Source organism: Streptomyces sp. Ag109_O5-10, from assembly GCF_900105755.1.
GTDB lineage: Bacteria > Actinomycetota > Actinomycetes > Streptomycetales > Streptomycetaceae > Streptomyces.
This window is the reverse complement of sequence record NZ_FNTQ01000001.1, coordinates 1,391,407-1,411,240: the sequence shown is the minus strand read 5'-3', so window position 1 is coordinate 1,411,240 and position 19,834 is coordinate 1,391,407. Positions and strand designations below refer to the sequence as shown.

Annotated in this window: 16 protein-coding genes; 6 read left to right on the top strand and 10 right to left on the bottom strand. The window is 72.8% G+C overall.

Annotated features, from left to right (window positions below; translation table 11 throughout):
- Positions 1 to 267 precede the first annotated feature (267 nt).
- Positions 268 to 2,937: an FAD/NAD(P)-binding protein gene (locus tag BLW82_RS06580; protein ID WP_256215671.1), complete on the top strand. Its 2,670-nt coding sequence runs from the start codon at positions 268 to 270 to the stop codon at positions 2,935 to 2,937.
- Between the two features lie 90 nt (positions 2,938 to 3,027).
- Here BLW82_RS06580 and BLW82_RS06575 read toward each other — a convergent pair whose 3' ends face one another.
- Positions 3,028 to 3,459 (bottom strand): DMT family transporter, encoded by a 432-nt coding sequence (locus BLW82_RS06575; protein ID WP_093497916.1) that lies wholly within the window; start codon positions 3,457 to 3,459, stop codon positions 3,028 to 3,030.
- 22 nt (positions 3,460 to 3,481) lie between these two features.
- Here BLW82_RS06575 and BLW82_RS06570 point away from each other — a divergent pair, with 22 nt between their 5' ends.
- Positions 3,482 to 3,907, top strand: a complete 426-nt coding sequence (locus BLW82_RS06570) for a DUF6253 family protein (protein WP_143063645.1) — start codon at positions 3,482 to 3,484, stop codon at positions 3,905 to 3,907.
- A 93-nt stretch (positions 3,908 to 4,000) separates the two neighbouring features.
- On the opposite strand, the gene BLW82_RS06565 is transcribed toward BLW82_RS06570, so the two are convergent.
- The 3 genes from BLW82_RS06565 to BLW82_RS06555 are packed head-to-tail and all read right to left on the bottom strand — an operon-like array spanning position 4,001 to position 6,654.
- Positions 4,001 to 5,341 carry a lanthionine synthetase LanC family protein gene (locus tag BLW82_RS06565; protein ID WP_256215670.1) on the bottom strand — a complete coding sequence of 447 codons (1,341 nt, stop codon included), beginning with the start codon at positions 5,339 to 5,341 and terminating at the stop codon, positions 4,001 to 4,003.
- 9 nt (positions 5,342 to 5,350) lie between these two features.
- On the bottom strand, positions 5,351 to 6,124 hold the full coding sequence (locus BLW82_RS06560; protein WP_093497914.1) for an IclR family transcriptional regulator: 774 nt from the start codon (positions 6,122 to 6,124) through the stop codon (positions 5,351 to 5,353).
- Complete coding sequence (locus BLW82_RS06555; RefSeq protein WP_093497913.1) at positions 6,121 to 6,654, bottom strand: MarR family winged helix-turn-helix transcriptional regulator; 534 nt, start codon at positions 6,652 to 6,654, stop codon at positions 6,121 to 6,123. The genes BLW82_RS06560 and BLW82_RS06555 overlap by 4 nt, the downstream gene beginning before the upstream one ends.
- 116 nt (positions 6,655 to 6,770) lie before the next feature.
- Between BLW82_RS06555 and BLW82_RS06550 the strand changes: the two genes are divergently transcribed.
- Genes BLW82_RS06550 through BLW82_RS06535 form a run of 4 tightly spaced genes read left to right on the top strand, consistent with a single transcriptional unit; the run spans position 6,771 to position 10,552 of the window.
- Entirely contained in the window at positions 6,771 to 7,688 is a 918-nt protein-coding gene (locus BLW82_RS06550) for an SDR family NAD(P)-dependent oxidoreductase (RefSeq protein WP_093507891.1), read from the top strand.
- A complete protein-coding gene (locus BLW82_RS06545; RefSeq protein ID WP_093497912.1) occupies positions 7,688 to 8,563 on the top strand; it encodes an amidohydrolase family protein in 876 nt (291 codons plus the stop codon). Before BLW82_RS06550 ends, BLW82_RS06545 begins: the two co-directional genes overlap by 1 nt.
- Positions 8,564 to 8,573: 10 nt before the next feature.
- Positions 8,574 to 10,100 carry an o-succinylbenzoate--CoA ligase gene (gene menE / locus BLW82_RS06540; RefSeq protein ID WP_093497911.1) on the top strand — a complete coding sequence of 509 codons (1,527 nt, stop codon included), beginning with the start codon at positions 8,574 to 8,576 and terminating at the stop codon, positions 10,098 to 10,100.
- Positions 10,097 to 10,552, top strand: a complete 456-nt coding sequence (locus BLW82_RS06535) for a MaoC family dehydratase (protein ID WP_093497910.1) — start codon at positions 10,097 to 10,099, stop codon at positions 10,550 to 10,552. The genes menE and BLW82_RS06535 overlap by 4 nt, the downstream gene beginning before the upstream one ends.
- 196 nt (positions 10,553 to 10,748) lie before the next feature.
- Here the strand turns inward: BLW82_RS06535 and BLW82_RS06530 are convergent, their stop codons facing one another.
- From BLW82_RS06530 to BLW82_RS06505, 6 genes are all read right to left on the bottom strand, one after another.
- Positions 10,749 to 12,584 carry a LamG-like jellyroll fold domain-containing protein gene (locus BLW82_RS06530; protein WP_093497909.1) on the bottom strand — a complete coding sequence of 612 codons (1,836 nt, stop codon included), beginning with the start codon at positions 12,582 to 12,584 and terminating at the stop codon, positions 10,749 to 10,751.
- A gap of 109 nt (positions 12,585 to 12,693) precedes the next feature.
- Positions 12,694 to 15,651 carry a glycoside hydrolase family 2 TIM barrel-domain containing protein gene (locus BLW82_RS06525; protein WP_093497908.1) on the bottom strand — a complete coding sequence of 986 codons (2,958 nt, stop codon included), beginning with the start codon at positions 15,649 to 15,651 and terminating at the stop codon, positions 12,694 to 12,696.
- A gap of 11 nt (positions 15,652 to 15,662) precedes the next feature.
- Positions 15,663 to 16,574 carry an alkaline phosphatase family protein gene (locus BLW82_RS06520; RefSeq protein WP_371131308.1) on the bottom strand — a complete coding sequence of 304 codons (912 nt, stop codon included), beginning with the start codon at positions 16,572 to 16,574 and terminating at the stop codon, positions 15,663 to 15,665.
- A gap of 67 nt (positions 16,575 to 16,641) precedes the next feature.
- Positions 16,642 to 17,427 (bottom strand): carbohydrate ABC transporter permease, encoded by a 786-nt coding sequence (locus BLW82_RS06515; protein WP_256216188.1) that lies wholly within the window; start codon positions 17,425 to 17,427, stop codon positions 16,642 to 16,644.
- A 116-nt stretch (positions 17,428 to 17,543) separates the two neighbouring features.
- Positions 17,544 to 18,521, bottom strand: a complete 978-nt coding sequence (locus BLW82_RS06510; protein ID WP_177233267.1) for a carbohydrate ABC transporter permease — start codon at positions 18,519 to 18,521, stop codon at positions 17,544 to 17,546.
- A 34-nt stretch (positions 18,522 to 18,555) separates the two neighbouring features.
- Positions 18,556 to 19,833 carry an ABC transporter substrate-binding protein gene (locus tag BLW82_RS06505; RefSeq protein ID WP_093497907.1) on the bottom strand — a complete coding sequence of 426 codons (1,278 nt, stop codon included), beginning with the start codon at positions 19,831 to 19,833 and terminating at the stop codon, positions 18,556 to 18,558.
- Position 19,834 lies beyond the last annotated feature (1 nt).

Sequence of the window (19,834 nt, the reverse complement as noted above, 5' to 3'; positions counted from 1 at the left end):
ATGGGTGGTTCCTTTGAATCACGGGGGTGCCCGCTGAGATTCCGATGAGGAGCGCAGAGGCCACCCCGCGCGGTCACGGTCAATCCGCGGCGGACCGGGGCGAGTCGGCCGGAACCCGGGTTGTCCCGGTCCGCCGGTCGTGAACAGAGTAGGAACGCCCGACCGGCGGCCTGAGTTTCCGGTGAGATCACCCTCCCGGCCTGGCTTCCCCACCTACCCGATCGGAAGAGTGAAGAAGCAGCAGGCCGACCCCGCCGGAGGTATTCCGTGACCGACGTCCGCAAGCGGCACACCGTGGCCGTCGTGGGAGCAGGCGCGGCGGGCACCCTCACCGCCGTCCAGCTCTGCGAGACGGCGCACCGCCGCCGGACTCCGCTCGACCTCGTCCTGATCGACCCGGCCCCGGAGGCGGGCCGCGGCACCGCCTACGCCACCCGCGACCCCCGGCACCGGCTCAACGTGCCCGCAGGCAACATGAGCGCCTACCCGGACGACCCCGGGCACTTCGTCCGCTGGCTCTGCCGGCACGGCGAACCCGCCGTCACCGGCGCCGACTTCGCCACCCGCTACCGCTTCGGCGCCTACCTCGCCGACACCCTCGGCCAAGCCGTCGTCCGCGCCCACGGCACGGTCGCCGTACGCCGGCTGCGCACCCTCGCGGAGAGCTGTACCGGCACCCCCGACGGCCGGGTGGAACTCCGCCTCGCCGACGGGGGACTCCTGGCAGCGGACAGCGTGGTCCTGGCCACCGGCCCCGCCGGAGCGGGCGCCGGCTGGGCCCCGCCCGCCCTGCGCACCTCGCCCCGCTTCGTCGGCACCCCGTGGGCACCGGAAGCCCTGGACCCGGTACGGGACAGCCCCGAGGACGTCCTCCTGGTGGGCACCGGCCTGACCGCCGTCGACCTCGCCCTCACCCTCGACCGCCCCGGCCGCACCGTGCACGCGCTCTCCCGCAACGGGCTGCTGCCCCAGCCGCACGCCCTCGGCCCGGCCGGCACCATGCCCGCCCCCGACGGCCTCGACGACACCTCGCTCGGCCGGCTCCGGCGCGCCGTCTACCGTCACGTGAGCCGCTCGGTGCGCACCCACGGCGACTGGCGCCCCGGCCTGGACAGCCTCCGCCCGCACACCGCCCGGCTGTGGCGCAGCCTCACCCCCGAGGAGCGCGAGGAGTTCCTGGCCCACGAGGGCGCCCTGTGGAACACCCACCGCCACCGCATGGCCCCCGCCACCGCCGAACACGTCTCCCGCGCCCGCACCGCGCGGCGCCTGCACGTCCACACCGGCACGGTGCTGCGCGCCACCGGGGCCGAAGACGGCTCCCTCACCGTCGAGTTGTCCAACGGGCAGATGCTGCGGGTCGGTTGGGTGGTCGACTGCACCGGGCCGGGCCGCCGCCTCGACACCCCTCTGTGGCAGGCCCTGTTCGCGGCCGGCCTGGCCGTCCCCGGCCCGCTGGGCATGGGCGCGGCCACCCAGGACGGACGGCTCGCCGCCGCCCGGGGCCGCGTCGCCGGGCCTCTGTTCACCCTCGGTGCCCCGCGCCGGGGCGAGATGTGGGAGACCACGGCGATCCCCGAGATCCGCGTCCAGGCGGCCGAGCTGGCCCAGCGGCTGCTGCCGCTCCCGGTCCGCCGGCCGGGCTCGCGGCGGCCGGTGGACGGTCAGGGGCTGCCGCTGTCCACGCACGCCGGGGCGGCCGCCGCCTACCGCAGCGGCCTGGACCGGGTCCTCAAGGTGCGCTCGGGCGCCGAGGACGCCTTCGCCCGCGCGGTCGCCCTCGACCCCGGATTCGCGCTCGGCCACGCGGCCCTCGCCCTGCTCGGCCACGAGTGCGCCGCCGCCGTCGACGTGCCGCGTGCCCTCGCCGACGCCCAGCGCAGCGCCCGCGAACGCGCGGACGAGCGCGAGCGGTCCTTCGTGGACGTGATCACTCGCCGGGTGACCGGTGACGACGGGGACGAGGCGCTCGTACGGCATCTGCGCGCGCACCGGGGCGACGCGCTGGCGCTCGCGGCGGCGGTGCCGACCATCGCGTTCTCCGGGGTCAGCGACCTCCAGGACGACGACGCCCTGCGGCTGCTCGACCTGACCTCGCCCGCGTACGACGGGCACTGGTTCCACACCTCGCTGCTGGCCTTCCTGCGTCAGGAGCAGGGGCGGCTGCACGAGGCGGGCGAGCTGGCCCACCGTGCGCTGGCCGCCGAGCCGGCCTCCGGGCACGCGGTGCACGCCCTGGCGCACGTCCACTACGAGTCCGGGGCGCACGAGGCGGGCCGGGACTGGCTGGACGGCTGGGTGACCGGGCGCGGCCGGGGGGCGGTGCACCGGGCGCACTTCTCCTGGCACATCGCCCTGCACGAACTCGCCCTCGACGACGCGGACGCCGTCCGCAGGCGGTGGTTCGCACAGCTCGCGCCGGGCCGGGTGGTGAGCGGGGTACGGGCCCTGGTCGACTCCGGATCGCTGCTGTGGCGGGCCCGGGTGAGCGACAGCTGGCAGGGCGACTTCCCGGTCGCGGGGGTGCTGGAGGCGGTGGAGCGCGACGTGCTGGAGCGCCCGCAGACCGCGTTCACCGCCCTGCACGCGGCCGTCGCCCTCACCGCCGCCGGGGACCTGGCCGCGCTGCGCCGGCTGCGCGATCACGCCGCCGGCGCCGACGCGGTGCAGCGCGAGGTGGTCGCCCCGCTGTGCGAGGCGTTCGCGGCGCTCGTCGAGGAACGTTTCCAGGAGGCGGCCCGGGGCCTCGACGCGCTGCTGCCGGTGCTGCGCCGGGTCGGCGGCAGCGCGGCCCAGCGTGAGGTGGTGGAGGAGACCCTGCTCTACGCCCTGGTGTCGGACGGGCGTTGCGAGGCGGCACGGCGGCTCCTGGACGCGCGCCTGGACCGCACCCACGCCCCGCGCGACCGGCGGCTGCGGGCGGGGCTGGCCTCCTGAGCGGCCGGGGCCCCCGGGGTGTCGGCCGCGCGGGGCGTGGGGCGTCGCCGCAGATCGGTGGCGACGCCCCGCGCCCCGCTCGGCGCCTCCTCAGCGCTCCGCGCCCTGTGTCTCCTGCAGCCGGGCCTCGACCGTGCGGGTGCCCTGGACGGCGTCGAGGGGCTCCGGGGTGCTCCGGGGCCGGTCGGCGAGCTTGAGCCACACCACCCCGACGATGACGACGCCCAGCCACAGGGCCTGGACCGCGGTGAGCGACTCGTCGAAGAAGACGGGGCTCAGCAGTGCCGCGCCGGCCGAGCCGATGCCGGCCCGGACGGCGTAGCCGATACCGACGTCGATGGTGCGCAGCGCGACGCTGAGGGCCCAGAGGGTCAGCAGGAGGAACACGACGGCGACCAGCGACCACGTCAGGCGGGTGAAACCGTGGCTGCCGTCGGCGGAGAGCGGGTAGCCGACCTCGAACCCTCCGGCGAGAAGGAGTACGAGCCAGGCACTGGCTGCGGAGCGGCCGGTGTTGCGCACGGGAGTGCGTCCTTTCACGGAAATGAGGGTCGGGCGACGGCGGGACTGCTCAGGCGCCACGGTGGGCGTCATCGACGCCCTCGAACAGGAACTCGGCTTCGCGGTCCTGACCGCCGACCAGGTCCTGTTCTGGCACGCCCTGCACCTGGCCGGAGCGGCCGGGGCGGCCCACGGGATCACCGGGTACGGCCGGCTGTCCGCCGCCGAGCCGCCGGGCGTGCCGCCCGACGGGCACGTGGCCCTGTTCGTCACCGACGAGGGGGACGCCCGCCGGGACCCGCTCGTCCGCCGGCGCGACGACGGCACCTCCGTGCACGGCATGGTCCTCTACCGGGGCGCCCCGCGCCGGGTGCCGAACGCGTCCCCTGCTTCCGGCGCTACGCCCACCCCCTGGAGGACGACATGCCCGCACCGCGTACGGGGGCACCCGAACCGGCACCCCATGTGACCGGGCTCCGCGCCCGTCAGTGATCATTTCGACGTCGTGGAGGGGGAACTCCGGGACCGGAATTCCCTCTCACGTACACGGCGACGGCGCCGGTCAGCCGACCAGGGTCGGCCGCTCACCGCGCAGTCGCGCCGGCACCGCCCACCACTGGTCCGGACGGTCCACGACCGGTGCGTCCGGGCCGGTGTCCAGGTAGCGGGCGAGGCGCAGCAGGTAGGCCGCGATGCCGGCCGCACCCTGCATCCACGACGTGCCCGGCGGCAGCAGCGGGGACTCGATGCGGTACTCCACGAAGCGCCAGCGGGCACCCGCCGCGTCCCTGACCGCCCGCTCCACGAGCGCGTCGCCCATCCGCACCGCGCCCTTCGCCAGAGCGTCCGCCCCCGGCGTCCCCGCACAGTCCTGCGCCGCGTCGAGGAGGACGTCCCCGACACCGGCCGTCCCGCAGCAGCGGCCGTCGTTGTCCCAGAACCCGGGGCGCAGCCGCTCCGGCAGCCCCGAGGCGAGGATCGAGGTCAGACAGCGCTGCCGCAGCTCCCCGACGGCATGCCCCGCCACCTCGTCGACGCCCGCGTGGGCGAGCGCGGTGAACAGGTGCGACGTGCCCGCCGGGCCGTGGCACCAGGTGTACGTGACCGGTTCCACCTCCCGCCTCGACGGCGGGATCGTGTGCGGCACGACGAAGCCGCCGTCCGCGAGCGAGCCCACCGACAGGACGTGGCGGGCCGCGTCCACGGCGGCCTCGACGAAGTCCTCGCGGTGCGCCGCCGCCCCCGCCACGGCCAGGGCGGCGCCCACCCCGGCGGCGCCGTGCGAGTAGTTCGGGGACCGGGACTCGCTGCCCGGCGAGATCCCCCAGTCCAGGCCCGCCGCCGTGCGGTCCGCCATCCGCAGCAGCGCCTCGCCACCGGTCGTCGCGATCCGCTCTGCGTACTCGCCGCCCGCCCAGACCGCCGTCATGACCACGCCCGCGACACCCATGATGACGTCGGTCAGGGGCGCGTCGGAGCCCGGTACGAACGCGGTGGTGGTCCGCCAGCCCCCCGGGGTGGCGAGCTCGTCGAGCCGCCGCAGCACGGTCGCCTCGCTGCCCGGCGCGAGGAGCCGCAGCGCCGTGGCGTGGCCCGCCAGGCCGAGGTAGAGCGAGGGTTCGGTCACCTCGGGCGCCCGCGCGGCCAGACGGTTCACGATCCCGGCGGCCAGGACCCGTTCCGGCCCGGTCAGCGGCCGGTACCGAGCGATCTCCGCCAGCACCGGGGCGAGTCCGGCGATCCCGGCGTACAGCGAGTCCCGGTCCTCGTCGGGCGCCGGGTCCGCGGTGTCCTCCTGTGACACCGTCTCCGGCAGCCACGGGCCCTCGTCCTCCCGCACCTGCCGCAGCACCCACGTCCAGGCGGCCTCGCCCAGCTCCCGGTACACCTCGCTCGTCGTCACCGGGACACGCTACACGGCCGGGCCCGCCGTCCGGTCCGGCTGCCAGCCCAGCGCCCGGGAGATCCCGCGGGCCGCCAGCCGCACCGCCGGGGCCAGCACCGGCACCTGGGCGGCCGCCTCGGGCACCACCACCGAGACGGCCGCGACCACCTGTCCCGTCGCCCCGCGCACCGGAGCCGCCACCGACAGCGCGTCGTCGGTGACCTGCCGGCTGCTCACCGCGGCACCCGTACGCCGGACCTCGGCCAGCGAGCGGCGCAACCGGTCCGGATCGGTGACCGTGTACGGCGTGAAGGACGTCAACGGGCCCGCGCAGTAGTCCTGCTGGAAGCCGGGCGTCTCGTGCGCGAGCAGGGCGAGCCCCACCCCGGTCGCGTGCAGCGGCCAGCGGGCGCCCACCCGGATGTGCACGCCGACCGCCGAACGCCCCGACAGCCACTCGATGTAGACGACGTCCGACCCGTCCCGCACCGCCAGCTGCACGTTCTCGTGCGTCGCCTCGTACAGGTCCTCCAGGTAGGGCAGCGCCACCTGCCGCAGCGCGAGGCCGCGCGGCGCCAGCGCGGCCAGTTCCCACAGCCGCAGCCCCACGTGGTAGAAGCCGTCCGTGTCCCGCTCCAGCGCGCCCCACGCGGTGAGCGCGCCGACCAGGCGGTGCGCGGTGGTGAGGGTGAGCCCGGCCCGGCGGCTGATGTCCGTCAGGCTGAGCGCCGGATGCCCGTGGTCGAAAGCGGCCAGCACCGCGAGCAGCCGGTCGGGCGCGGAGCGGGCGGCCGCGGTCACGGCCGGTCGGCGACGCGCAGCAGCAGCGCGTGCAGCGTGGCCCGCTCGGCGGGATCGAGCGGGCCCAGTAGCTCGTTCGTCACCCGCTGGCCGGCCTCGTCGGTGTCCCGCAGGAACGCCCGCCCGGCCCCGGTGAGCACCACGATCCGGCTGCGCCGGTCGTCGGGGGAGGGGCGCCGCTCGGCGAAGCCCAGCTTCTCCAGGTCGTCGACCAGGCCGACGATCGCGCTCGGGTCGTAGCCGAGCCGGGCGCTCAGCTCCCGCTGGAGGGAGCCCGCCGAGCCGGCGAGGAACCGCAGCACCGCGTAGTGGCGCAGCCTGAGACCCGACTCCTGGAGGAACGAGTTGAAGACCTGGCCCGAGCGCAGACCCAGGCGGTACAGCAGGTAGCCCGTGTCGGCGTGCAGCTCCCGCATCCACGGCTCGTCCGCGTCGATCGAGGTCGGGTTCTCGGCGTGCTGTCGGGTGATGGCGGTCTCCCTGGTCCGGGCCCCGGGCGGCGGGGCGGTCTGTCGCACAGATTCCAGCATGGGACACCCGTGGGTCGACAACAACTATTGACGACAACAATTATTGCTCTTAGCTTCGATCTCGGAAGCCGCAGGTGGCCGCGGGGCCGCCGTCGTCGTCTGTGAAGGGACCGACCGTGCCCACCATCGATCTCACCGGCAAGGCCGCCGTCGTCACCGGCAGCGGCCGGGGCCTCGGCCTCGCCTATGCCCACGCCCTCGCCGCCCACGGCGCCTCGGTGGTCGTCAACGACGTGGACGAGGCCGTCGCCGAGCAGGCCGTGAAGTCCATCGCCGAGGCCGGCGGCACCGCCGTCGCCGAGGTGGTCGCGGTCGGCACCGCCGAGGCCGCGGACCGCCTCGTCAACCGGGCGGTCCAGGAGTTCGGGCGCCTCGACGTCCTGGTCACCAACGCGGGCATCCTGCGCGACAAGGTGCTGTGGAAGATGACCGACGACGATTTCGACGCCGTCGTCACCACCCACCTCAGGGGCACCTTCACCTGCGCCCGCGCCGCCGCCGTCCGGATGCGCGAGCAGGGCGAGGGCGGCACCCTGGTCCTGGTCGGCTCCCCGGCGGGACAGCGCGGCAACTTCGGCCAGACCAACTACGCCGCCGCCAAGGCCGGCATCGCCGCCATGGCCCGCACCTGGTCGATGGAGCTGGGCCGGGCGGGCATCACCGTCAACGCGATCGTCCCGGTGGCCGCCACCGCCATGACCGAGACCATCCCCGCCTTCGCGCCGTACATCGAGGCCATGCGCAACGGCGAGCCGCTCCCGGGCTTCCTGCGCAAGGGCGAGGGCTTCGGCACCCCCGAGGACTGCGCGGCCCTCGTCCCCTTCCTGGCCTCGGACGCCGCCCGCCGGATCACCGGCCAGGCCATCGGCATCGGCGGCGACAAGGTGGCACTCTGGTCGCACCCGCAGGAGATCAGGGCGGCCTACGCCGACGGCGGCTGGACCCCGGACACCCTGGCCGACGCCTTCCCCACCTCGGTCGGCGCCGAACTCCAGACGGTCGGCATCCCGGCGCCCGAGCTCCCGGAGGCGTGATGGACATCGAGGCTCTCACCGCGATCGACGTGCACACGCACGCCGAGGTCTCCTCCCGGGGGCACTCCTCCCTCGACGACGACCTGCACGACGCCTCCGCCGCCTACTTCAAGGTCGAGGGCAAGCGGAAGCCGAGCATCGAGGAGACCGCCGCCTACTACCGGGAACGGAACATGGCCGCCGTGATCTTCACGGTGGACGCCGAGTCCGCCACCGGCACCCCTCCCGTCCCCAACGAGGAGGTCGCCGAGGCCGCGGCCGCCAACCCCGACGTTTTGATCCCCTTCGCCTCCGTCGACCCCTTCCGTGGCAGGGCGGGAGTGCGTCAGGCCCGCCGCCTGGTCGAGGAGTACGGGGTGAAGGGCTTCAAGTTCCACCCCAGCATCCAGGGCTTCTTCCCAAACGACCGCGCGGTGGCCTACGGCCTGTACGAGGTGATCGAGGAGACCGGCACCATCGCCCTCTTCCACACCGGCCAGACCGGGATCGGCGCCGGCGTCCCGGGCGGCGGCGGGATCCGGCTGAAGTACAGCAACCCGCTGCACGTGGACGACGTGGCCGCCGACTTCCCGCACCTGAAGATCATCCTGGCGCACCCGTCCTTCCCCTGGCAGGACGAGGCCCTCGCCGTCGCCACCCACAAGCCCGGCGTGCACATCGACCTCTCCGGCTGGTCGCCGAAGTACTTCCCGCCGCAGCTGGTGCAGTACGCCAACACGCTGCTCAAGGACAAGGTGCTGTTCGGCTCCGACTTCCCCGTCCTCACCCCCGACCGGTGGCTCGCCGACTTCGAGAAGCTGCCGATCAAGGACGAGGTCCGGCCGAAGATCCTCAAGGAGAACGCCGCCCGCCTGCTCGGGCTGACCACGTCGTAAGGGGCCGCAGATGCGCAACGAGGGACTGGGGTCGTGGCCCGCACGCCGGGCCCGCAAGACCCCGCACCGCACGGCACTGGTGTGCGGCGGGCGGCCGACCGACTACCGCACCCTGCACGCACGCACCACCCGCCTCGCCCACGCCCTGCGCGCCCGGGGCATCCGCCGCGGCGACCGCATCGCCTACCTCGGCCCCAACCACCCCGCCTACCTGGAGACCCTGTTCGCGGCCGGCGTGCTCGGCGCGGTGTTCGTCCCCCTCAACACCCGACTGGCCGCCCCCGAGATCGCTTACCAACTCGGCGACTCCGGCGCCAAGGCCCTCCTCCACGGCCCCTCGCACGCGGCTCTGGTCGCCGGCCTGCCCGGCACCACCGACGTCCGGACGTACGTGGAAGTGGGCCCGGAGTACGAGGAACTGCTGGCGGCGGCGGCCGACGACCCGATCGACGAACCGGTCGCCCCCGACGACACCTGCATCATCATGTACACCTCGGGGACGACCGGCCGCCCCAAGGGCGCGATGCTCACGCACGCCAACCTGACCTGGAACGCGTTCAACGTCCTGGTCGACATCGACCTGGTCGCCGATGAACGCGCCCTGGTGTCGGCCCCGCTGTTCCACACCGCGGGCCTCAACATGCTCGCCCTGCCGGTCCTCCTCAAGGGCGGCACCTGCGTCCTGGTGGAGTCCTTCGACCCGGATGCCACCTTCGACCTGATCGAACAGCACCGGATCACCTTCATGTTCGGGGTCCCGACCATGTTCGACCAGATGGCCCGCCATCCCCGCTGGCCGGACGCCGACCTGTCCTCCCTGCGCATCCTCATCTGCGGTGGCTCCCCGGTCCCGACCCCGCTGATCGCCGCCTACCAGGAACGGGGGCTGACCTTCCTGCAGGGCTACGGCATGACCGAGGCCGCACCCGGCGTCCTCTTCCTCGACGCCGAGCACGCGATCAGCAAGGCGGGCTCGGCCGGCGTGCCGCACTTCTTCAGCGACGTACGGGTCGTACGGCCCGACCTGACCCCGGTCGACGTCGGCGAGCCCGGCGAGGTCATGGTCCGCGGCCCCCATGTCATGCCCGGCTACTGGGGGCTGCCGGAGGAGACCGCGGCCTCCTTCGCCGACGGCTGGTTCCGCAGCGGGGACGCGGCCACGGTCGACGAGGACGGTTACGTCTTCGTCGTCGACCGGCTCAAGGACATGATCATCTCCGGGGGCGAGAACATCTACCCCGCCGAGATCGAGGACCTGCTCCTCGCCCACCCCGGCATCGCGGAGTGCGCGGTGATCGGCGTACCGGACGACACGTGGGGCGAGGTGCCGCGCGCGGTGGTCGTGCCCTGTGAGGGCACCGTCCTCGACCTCGACGAGGTGCTCGCCTCGCTGGCCGGGCGGCTCGCCAAGTACAAGCTCCCCAAATCGGTGGTGCTCGCCGACGAACTCCCGCGCACCGCCTCCGGAAAGCTCCTCAAGGCCCGCGTGCGCAAGCACTACGGCTCTCCCGACTCCCAGCCAAGGAACGCCACATGACCGTCACCGTCAACGGCCTCGCCGAACTGAAGAAGCTCGCGGGCAGCGACCTGGGCAGCAGCGACTGGATCGAGGTCACCCAGGACCGCATCGACACCTTCGCCGACGCCACCGGCGACCACCAGTGGATCCACGTCGACCCGGAGCGGGCGGCCGCCGGCCCCTTCGGCGCCCCGATCGCCCACGGCTACCTCACCCTGTCGCTGTTCATCCCCCTGTTCACCGAGCTGCTGGACGTCCGGGGCGTCACGACGAAGGTCAACTACGGCCTGAACAAGGTGCGTTTCCCGTCCCCGGTGAAGGCCGGCTCCCGCATCCGCCTGACCGCCCGCCTGACGGAGGTCGAGGACGTACCGGGCGGCGTGCAGATCGCCGTCGACGGGACGATCGAGATCGAGGGCGGCGCCAAGCCGGCCGCGGTGCTGCAGAGCCTGTCGCGGTTCTACGCCTGAAGGGGGTGCCCGCGCGGTTTCCCGGTGGGAGGGCCCCGGCGAACCCATCGGTCGGCAAAGGAGATTGGAGTGTGGCACGGTTTCCTCCTGACACCCCGTCCGACCCGGGCCTGTTCTCGTACTCGCCGCGGACCGAGCCGGCCCCGCGCCGGCCGGGGATCGCGGCACCCTGGGCGCGGGGCGCGCCCTCACGGGGTCAGTGGGTCATGAAGGAGGAGACGGGCAGGGCCCGGGAGACGATCCGGACGTCGCCGAGGCGGCCGTAGAGGATCTGGTCGATCCTGTCGGCGTACTCGTAGCCGCCGAGCAGCCAGGGCTTGCCGGACGAGGCGATGCCGACCGCGGCGGCGTGCGGGTTGCGGGCCACCGGGCAGCCCTGCACGTACATCGTGGTGTGTCTGCCGTCGTTGACGACGGCGACGTGCCACCAGATCTCCGGGTCGGTCTCGTCACCCCAGTTGGTGGCCAGCTGCTGCTGGTTGAGCGGGTGGACGGCCCACTGCGGGCCGGGGCCGTCGGAGAGGGAGAGCGTGGCGAGCGGCTCGTCCGGGTCGTCGGTGACGGTGCCGGCCGAGCCGTTGCGGCCGCTGCGGCCGACCAGCCCGGACCACGCGTTGTGCGAGGAGTTCCAGTCGGCGGGCAGCCGGTAGAACGCCTCGATGGTGTAACCGTCCCCGAAGGTCGCCGAGTTGATCGGTGCCCCGTCGACGGTGCGCAGGTAGGCGCCCTTCAGCGGCGACTTGAAGCCGGTGAACTCCAGGCTTCCGTGCCCTGGTTGGTCCGGGTGGTGGTCCGCCGACCAGCCGAGGGTGCCGCCGCCCACCGAGACCACGGTGAGGTCGTTGCCGTTGCCGGACAGGTCGCGGACCGTGCCGGAGACCGCCGAGTCGAACCGCCAGTAGGCGGCGGTGCCCCGGACCAGCAGTTGCGCGGCGGGCCGCGCCGGGCGGACCGGCACCGGGTCGAAGCCCTCGAAGCGGGCCGCGAAGTCGATGTCGACGGAGAAGCGGTCCTCGTCGCCGCTCAGCTCCATCTCCTGCCGCTCCAGCTCGTTCAGGCCCTTCTTGGCCCGGCCGAGGATCCACGGCGAAACCGTCTCCACGTCGATGACGTCGCGGTCCAGGTCGAAGTGGTAGAGGCGGATCATCGCCGCGCCGCCGAAGTAGCGATTCTGGTAGTTCGTCAGGTGCAGGTGCACGTCGTTGCCGGCCGCGTTCTTGCGTATCGCGCGGCGGGCCGGCCAGTAGTGGCCGTTGAGGGTGAGGAAGATCTGGTCGTGCTCGTCGATCAGCCGGTCCCACAGCTGCTGCCCGTACGACGACAGCTCGTCGTCGTCCACGACCAGTTCGTGGGTGGTGAGGATGACCGGCGCCTTCGGGTGCGCGGCGATGACGTCCTTCGCCCAGGCGTACCCCTTGGCCGACAGCCGCCAGTCCAGGGCCAGCACGAGCCACTCGCGTCCGGCCGCCCGGAACAGGTGGTAGGTGTGGTAGCCGTCCGCGGAGGACCCGCCGAAGGTCGGCTTGTCCTTGAAGCGCTGCGGGCCGAAGGCGTCCAGGTACGGCGTGGCGCCGCGCTGATCGTCCGTGGACGACCTGATGTCGTGGTTGCCGGCCAGCACGCTGTATCCGACCCCGTGCCGGTCGAGGATCTCGAACGCCTTGCCGATCGCGGCGAACTCCTCCGCCGCCCCGTTCTGGGTGAGGTCGCCGAGGTGGGACAGGAAGACGATGTTGTCGTCGGATTCGCCGCCGTGCTCGAGGAGGTAGCGCAGCGAGGCCTCGATGGGCGCCGGGTTGATGCTCGGCCCGTCGAACAGGTACTGGGTGTCGGGCATCACCGCGAGGGTGAAGCGCCGGCTCTCCGGGTCGGGCCGCCGGCCGGAACCGGAGGACGACGCCTCGGCGACGGCGGGCAGTGCGGCCCCGGCGGTGGCGGCGGCGCCGAGCAGCGCGGTGGCCCGCAGGAAGTTGCGGCGGCCGGCTCCGGCCTGCGCGGCCTCGCCCTGAGGGTGGTCATGCGAAGTACACACGTGTGCTCCGTGGGTAAGCGGAAGTGACGGCGAAGGGCGTGGGGGGCTCGGCAATTCGGGTCTCGGCAGTACGGGTCTCGGCAGTACGGGTCTCGGCCCCGTACGGATCTCAGAGGACGCGCAGGGTCCAGCTCCAGCGGTGGAGGCCCGGTGCGACGAGGTAGGAGGGGAAGGTGTCGGGGCCGCACGACGCCGTACCGAGGCCCCGGTGCGCGGCGTCGACGTGGACCACGCAGCCCGCCCGCGGCACGAGTTCGTCATGGTGCGCCACGGCGGTGAGGTCCTCGGCGCGGTAGCGGCTGACGGAGACCTGGCGGGGTTCGTCCAGCTCCACCGCGAGCCCGGTGGCGTCCGGCGCCGACAGCGTGAACCGCCGTACGCCGTGCCGGCCGCCGCTCTCCTGGGGCCGCAGATACGGGGTGAACAAGTCGTCCACGGGCAGCGAGTGGTGGCCGACCGGGGCTCCGGCGGCGCGGTCGGGGTACGACTCCCAGGGACCCTGACCGAACCACTCCAGCAGGTCGAGCCCGGCCACCGTCTCGAAGACCGAGCCGACCCGGGCCACGTCCGCGAACTCCTCGGGCAGCTCGGCCGACTCGTCCACCCGGATCCCGCCCGCGACCGGCGTGAACTCCTGCCGGTGCCGTACGACACCGACCGTGCCGGCGTACTCCGCGAGCACGGTCACCCGATCGCCGGCCCGGCGGACCGAGACCACCTTGCGCACCAGCCGGTCCAGGCCCCAGGCGCGCCAGCGCGGCGCCATCCCGCCCAGCTCGTCGTTGTCGGTGGGCGCCCGCCACAGCGACAGCGCCGGGGCGGCGGTCAGCAGCGGGTGCACCAGCAGCCCCTCGCCGTCCACCTCGACGGCGGGGCCCGCCGGCACCGGCGGCCCGAGCGGGTCCGCCGCCCGGAGCCGGATCTGCGGCGCGCAGACCTCCGTACCGGCCGGTGCCCACCCCTGGTCCTCGGCGACCGTCACCCGCAGCGTCAGCCAGGCCTCACCGCCGTCGGCCGGCACCTCGAACGGCAGCGGTACGGCCGCCGTCTCGCCGGGGCACAGCTCGGGCAGTTCGGCCGGGCCGGTCAGCGTACGGCCGTCGGCCAGCGCCAGTTCCCAGGTGCCGGTCAGCCAGTCGAGGCCACGGAAGTGCTGGTGGTTGGCGAGGACGATGCCCTCGTGCCGGAAGCACCGGATGCGCACCGGTGCCGCGATCTCCCGGTGCTCGTACATGGCGGGCTTGGGGGTGCGGTCGGGGAAGACGATCCCGTCCGCGACGAACGCCCCGTCGTGCACGGCCTCGCCGAAGTCGCCGCCGTACGCCCAGCGATGGCCGGGCGCGGCGACACCGCTGTCGTACAGTCCGGCGCCCGCGCGCCCGACCGGTCTTCCGTCGCTCACCCGCTGGAGAATTCCGTGGTCCCAGAACTCCCAGATGAACCCGCCCTGAAGCCCCGGAGTGGACTCGATGGCGGCCCAGTGGTCGGCCAGCGTGCCGTTGCTGTTGCCCATGGCGTGCGAGTACTCGCACTGGATCAGGGGCTTGGTCTGCTCCCCGGACAGGGCGTGGGCGACGCAGTCCTCCAGCGGCGCGTACATCGGGCAGGCGATGTCGGAGGCCACGTCCGGGTCGGCCCAGCCGCGCTTGGCGGCCCCCTCGTACTGGATCGGCCGGGTCGGGTCGTGCCGCCGCACCCAGCCGGCCGCGGCGTCGTGGTTGGCCCCGTAGTCGGACTCGTTGCCCAGCGACCAGATGATGACCGACGGGTGGTTCTTGTCGCGGAGCACCATCCGCGAGATCCGGTCCACGAAGGCGTTCAGGTAGCGCGGGTCGTCGGCGATCTCGTGGGCGTGGTCGTGGGACTCGACGTCCGCCTCGTCGACGACGTAGAAGCCGAGTTCGTCGGCGAGGTCGTAGAGGGCCGGGTCGTTCGGGTAGTGCGAGGTGCGGATCGCGTTGAACCCGAACCGCTTCAGCACCACCAGGTCGGCGCGCATGTCGTCGTACGACACCGTCCGCCCGGTGAGCGGGTGGAAGTCGTGCCGGTTGACACCCCTGATGAACACCCGCTCGCCGTTGACGAGCAGGTCCCGGCCGACGATCTCGACGTCCCGGAAGCCGACGCGGTGGTACGAGGTGTCGGCGACCGTGCCGTCGGCGCGGTGCAGCCGGACGGTCAGCCCGTACAGCTCGGGCTGCTCCGCGTTCCAGGTGCGCACGTCGGGCACGACGGCGTGGATGCGGGCCTCGCCGAGGAAGTCGGAGACCCGGTCGTCCTCGGTGTTGAGCCGGTCGAACTCGGCGTCCTGTGCGAGCGGTTCGCCGTCGAGGTCCCCGGTGACGTACCAGCCGGCGGGCAGTGCCCGGTCGCCGGCCGCGTTGCGCACCTGGCAGTCCACGCGCAGCTCGCCGCCCCGCCGCGCCCGCACGGTCACGTCCGCCAGATGGAAGGGGCCGGTCGTGTGGAGCAGCACCGAGCGGGTGATCCCGGCGTGCCACCAGTGGTCCTGGTCCTCGACGTGCGAGGCGTCGGACCATTTGACGACGGTGAGCCTGAGCACCGAACGCGTGCCGGGGCGGACGGCGTCGGTCAGGTCGAACTCGGCCGCCAGGTGCGAGTCCTTGGAGACGCCCACCGGCCGCCCGTCGACGTGCACGAGGAGCACGCTCTCGGCGGCGCCGACCTGGAGCACGATCCGGCGCCCGGCCCACTCGGCGGGCACGTCCAGCTCACGCTCGTAGACACCTGTCGGGTTGGCGGCGGGGGAGTCCGGCGGGAACGCGCGGAACGGCATGGTGACGTTCGTGTACTGCGGCAGGTCGCCGGTGTCCTGCACGGTCCAGGCGCCGGGGACGTGTGCCGTGGACCAGGAGCCGCCGACCGCCGCGTCCGGAGCCGGCAGCAACTGGAAGCGCCAGTCGCCGTCCAGGGGGAGCGCTCCGGTGCGCCGGTCGACGGCGTTCATGGGGAGCCGTCCCCAGGAGGTCACCTCGGGTGCCTCCCAGGGGCGGAGGGCGATCAGGGGATCGGCGGACCGGGGCCCGGGGATCGACGGACCGTTCATCGGCGGGTGGCTCACTTCTCTGGTGGCGTGGGTGAGGTGGCGGGCCGGGGCAGGACGCGTCCTGCCCAGCCCCAGGCGGGGTCGACGGGGATGCCGAGCCGGTCCAGGACGGTGGGGGCGATGTCGATGAGGCGGGGCGAGTCGAGCAGGGTGCCGCCGGGAGTGCCGGGCTCGGCGAGGATCACGAAGACCTCCCGTTCGGCACGGGTGTCGCCGCCGTGGCCGCCGGTGTCGAGGTGTCCGTGGTCGGTGGTGACCAGTACGGTCCACCGCTCGCCGGGGCGCCGGGCGTCGATCGCCGCCAGCAGCCGCCCGAGGTGGGTGTCCTGGGCGAGCAGGGCGTGGTCGTAGGCGGGGGAGAGCGGGCCGGTGGCGTGGCCGGCCTCGTCGGTGGCGCCGAAGTACACGAACAACAGGTCCGGGTCGTGCTCGGTGAGCCGGCGGACGGCGGTGCGGGCGACGAGCTCGTCCGCGGTCGCGTAGCCCTCGGTCTCGCCGTCGTGGAGCACCCGCCGGCCGATGGCGGGGCCCAGGGTGCCGCGGTGGACCAGCTCCGGCCAGGAGACCACGGCGGCGGTGCGCAGGCCGGGGCGGGCGGCGGCCGCGCGGGTGAGGAAGTCGGGGTGGCGGCCGTAGTCGGCGCCGCGGAAGTCGTTCCCGGTCACCCCGTGCCGGTCCGGCCACACCCCGGTCAGCACGCTCGACCAGCCGGGGCCGGAATCGGTGTAGGCCATGCTGGTCGTCGGCCCGTCCGCGGCCTGGCCGTCCGCCTCGCCGTACGGCAGCAGGCTGGTGCCGTGGGCGCCCGCGGCCATGAGGCCGTGCAGGACGGGCGCCTGGGCACCGGGCCGGGTCAGCCGGTCGTGGCGCAGCCCGTCCATGCCCACCACGAGCACCCTGCCGTCCCGGCCGATGTCCCTCACCGGATCCCTCCTCTGTCTCGCGGGCGCGCCTTGCGGGTGCCGCGCGGGCCGGGGCGGCCCGCGCGGGTCAGGTGCCCTGCACCGCGCCCTCGGTGGCGCCCGCGATGAAGCCGCGGGCGAAGACGGCGAAGACCAGCACCAGCGGCAGGGAGGCCATCAGCACCCCGGCCATGACCATGCTGTAGTCGGTGGTGTGGCCGACGTTGAGCTGGGCGAGCTCCACCTGGAGCGTCACGTGGTCGGGGTTGGTGAGCACGATGAGCGGCCAGACGTAGTCGTTCCAGGCGCCGACGAAGGCGTAGATGGCGAGGAAGGACAGCGCGGGCCTGATCATCGGCAGCGCGATGTTCCAGTACTGGCGGAAGAACCCGGCGCCGTCGATGCGGGCGGCGTCGAGGAGTTCGTCGGGCACGCCGTTCTCGATGTACTGGCGCAGCCAGAAGATGCCGAAGGCGTTGGCCAGGGCGGGCGGGATCAGCGCCTTGAGCATGCCGACCCAGCCGATGTTCGACATGAGGATGAACTGCGGCAGGATCGCCAGCTGCAGCGGCAGCATCATGAACAGCAGCAGCGTGCCGAAGAGCACCTTGCGGCCGGGGAAGTCGAACTTGGCGAAGGTGAAGGCCGCGAGCGAGTCGATGAACAGCACCAGGACGGTGGTGACGGTCGCGACGACGATCGTGTTGAGCATCGACCCGAAGAAGTCGATGGTGTTCAGCACGTGCCGGATGTTCTCCAGCAGGTGGGAGCCGAAGGTGAACTTCGGCGGGCTCTTGTAGATGTCCTGGGTGGTGTTGGTCGCCATGACGATCGTCCACAGGAACGGGAAGACCGAGATCAGGACGGCCGCCATGAGGACGATGTGCGCGGTCAGGCCCTTGGGGCGGCGCAGCCGCCGCGCGCGTGGGGCCGGCCGCGTCGGGTCGGCGGTCGGTTCGACGGTCGGGTCGGCGGTCGGGTCGGCTGTGGTCACGGCTTCCTCCCTCGTTGGGTGATGCGCCAGTTGACGGCGACGAGGACGATGATCAGCAGGAAGAAGGCCCACACGATGGCCGCGCCGTAGCCGTAGTCGTTGTTGAGGAAGGCCGACTGGTAGAAGTACAGCAGCGTGGTCAGACCGGCCTGTCCGGGGCCGCCGAGGTTCGCGTTCGCGGCGTTGCTGGCGAACAGGACCTGGGGTTCGCTGAAGCTCTGCAGGCCGTTGATGGTCGAGATGATGACGGTGAAGAGGATGATCGGCCGCATGATCGGAACGGTGATCTGGAAGAACGTGCGGACCGGGCCGGCCCCGTCGACCTTGGCCGCCTCGTAGATCGAGGCCGGGATCGCCTGGAGACCGGCCAGGTAGATGATCATGTTGTAGCCGGTCCACATCCAGGTCATCAGCAGCGAGATGACCACCTTGATCAGCCACGGGTTGCTCAGCCACGGGACCGGTGAGATGCCGACCGTGCCCAGGATCGCGTTGACCAGGCCGAAGTTGTTGCTGAACACCGCGCCGAAGAAGATCGCCACCGCGACGATCGAGGTGACGTTCGGCAGGTAGAGGGCGATCCGGTAGAAGCCCTTGAAGCGGCGCACCGAGTGCAGCAGCGTCGCCAGCACCAGGGCGCCCAGGAGGGTGGGCACGGTCGACAGCACCCAGATCACCAGGGTGTTGCGGATCGACAGCCAGAAGACCGGGTCCGACCACAGGAACCTGAACTGCTGCAGACCCACGAACTGCATGTCGCCGAGGCCGTCCCAGCGCTGGAAGGCCAGGTACAGCGAGTAGAAGACCGGGAAGAAGGAGAACGCGGCGAAGACCAGGTAGAAGGGCGAGATCGCGAGGTACTGACGCCAGTACGACAGCGGTCCGCGCCGCCGGGGCCGTGCGGTGGTGCCCGCGGGCGTGGCGCGCCGCGGGCGGAACCGGGCCGGGCCCGGCCCGCCGCGGTGCTCGGGCACCGCGGCGGGACCGGTGACCGGAGGTGACGTCACCTCAGTTCACCCCCTGCCGCCGGGCGATCTGCTTGGCCTGGCTGACCGCGTCGTTCCAGGCGTCGTCGGGCTTCTTGCCCTTGGCCTCGATGTTGGTCAGCTCCGTCAGGTACGGGGCCATGACGGCCGCGTCGGCCGGCGCCTCGTAGCTGTCCGGTATCGCCTTGGCGGCCGGCCCGAAGACCTCGATGATCTTCTGGCCGCCGAAGAAGGCGTCGGGGCCGGTCATGGCCGGCATGGCGTACGCGGCCGGGGCGGCCGGGAAGATCGCGGCGTCGGTGAAGCCGCGGCCGTCGTTCGTGGGGCTGAGGATCCAGCTGATGATCTTGAAGGCTTCCTCGGGGTTCCGGCACTGCCTGGGCAGCGCGAGGTAGGAGCCGCCCTGGTTGGCCGGTCCCACCGGGTTGGCGCAGACCCGCCACTTGCCCTTCGTCTGCGGTGCGGCCTGCTCGATGTCCAGCGCGTGCCATGCCGCGCCGAGTTCGGTGAGGAGGTTCTTGCCGACGGCGGCGTTCCAGCTGTTGTCGTTGATCTTGGCGTCGATGCCCAGGGTGTAGGGGCGGACGGCCGTGGTCCACGCGCTGCGGATGTGGTCCTGGTCGCCGATGAAGTGGTTGTTCTTGTCGATGAACCGCTGGGTGCCCTGGCCGACCGCGATGTTGAAGACGGAGCTGATGTTGTTGACCAGGAAGGTGCCCGGGTTCTTCTTCTGCAGTTCGGTGCCGAGCGCGAAGTAGTCGTCCCAGGTCTTGACCAGGTCGGCGACCTTGGCGGGGTCGGTGGCCACGCCGGCCTTGGCGAACAGGTCCTCGCGGTAGAAGAGCGCGGTGGGGCCGATGTCGATCGGGAAGCCGATCTGCTTGCCGTCGGTGGTCTGGGCGAGCTTAGTCTTCCAGCCCAGGTACTGCGAGGAGAGCTTCTTGAAGCCCAGGTCGTTCAGGTCGAGGAAGCGGGAGGCGTTGGGCAGGAAGGACGCCATGTCCTCGCCCTTGATGCCGGTGATGTCGGGCACGGAGGAGCCGCCCGCGGCGAGGGTGGTGGTGAGCTTCTGCTTGAAGTCGCCGCCGATGGAGGAGGCGGTCAGTCTGACCGTGCCGCTGAAGTGGGCCTTCGCCTCCGCGACCACCTTGTCGCTGAGCGCACCGCCCCAGTACCACAGGGTGAGGTTCTTGCCGTTCTTGGTACCGCCCGATCCGGAGCCGCCGCATGCGACGGTCAGGCCGGACGCGGCCGCGGTGAGTGCGGCGGCCTGGAGGAAGCCTCTACGTGAAAGGTCCACG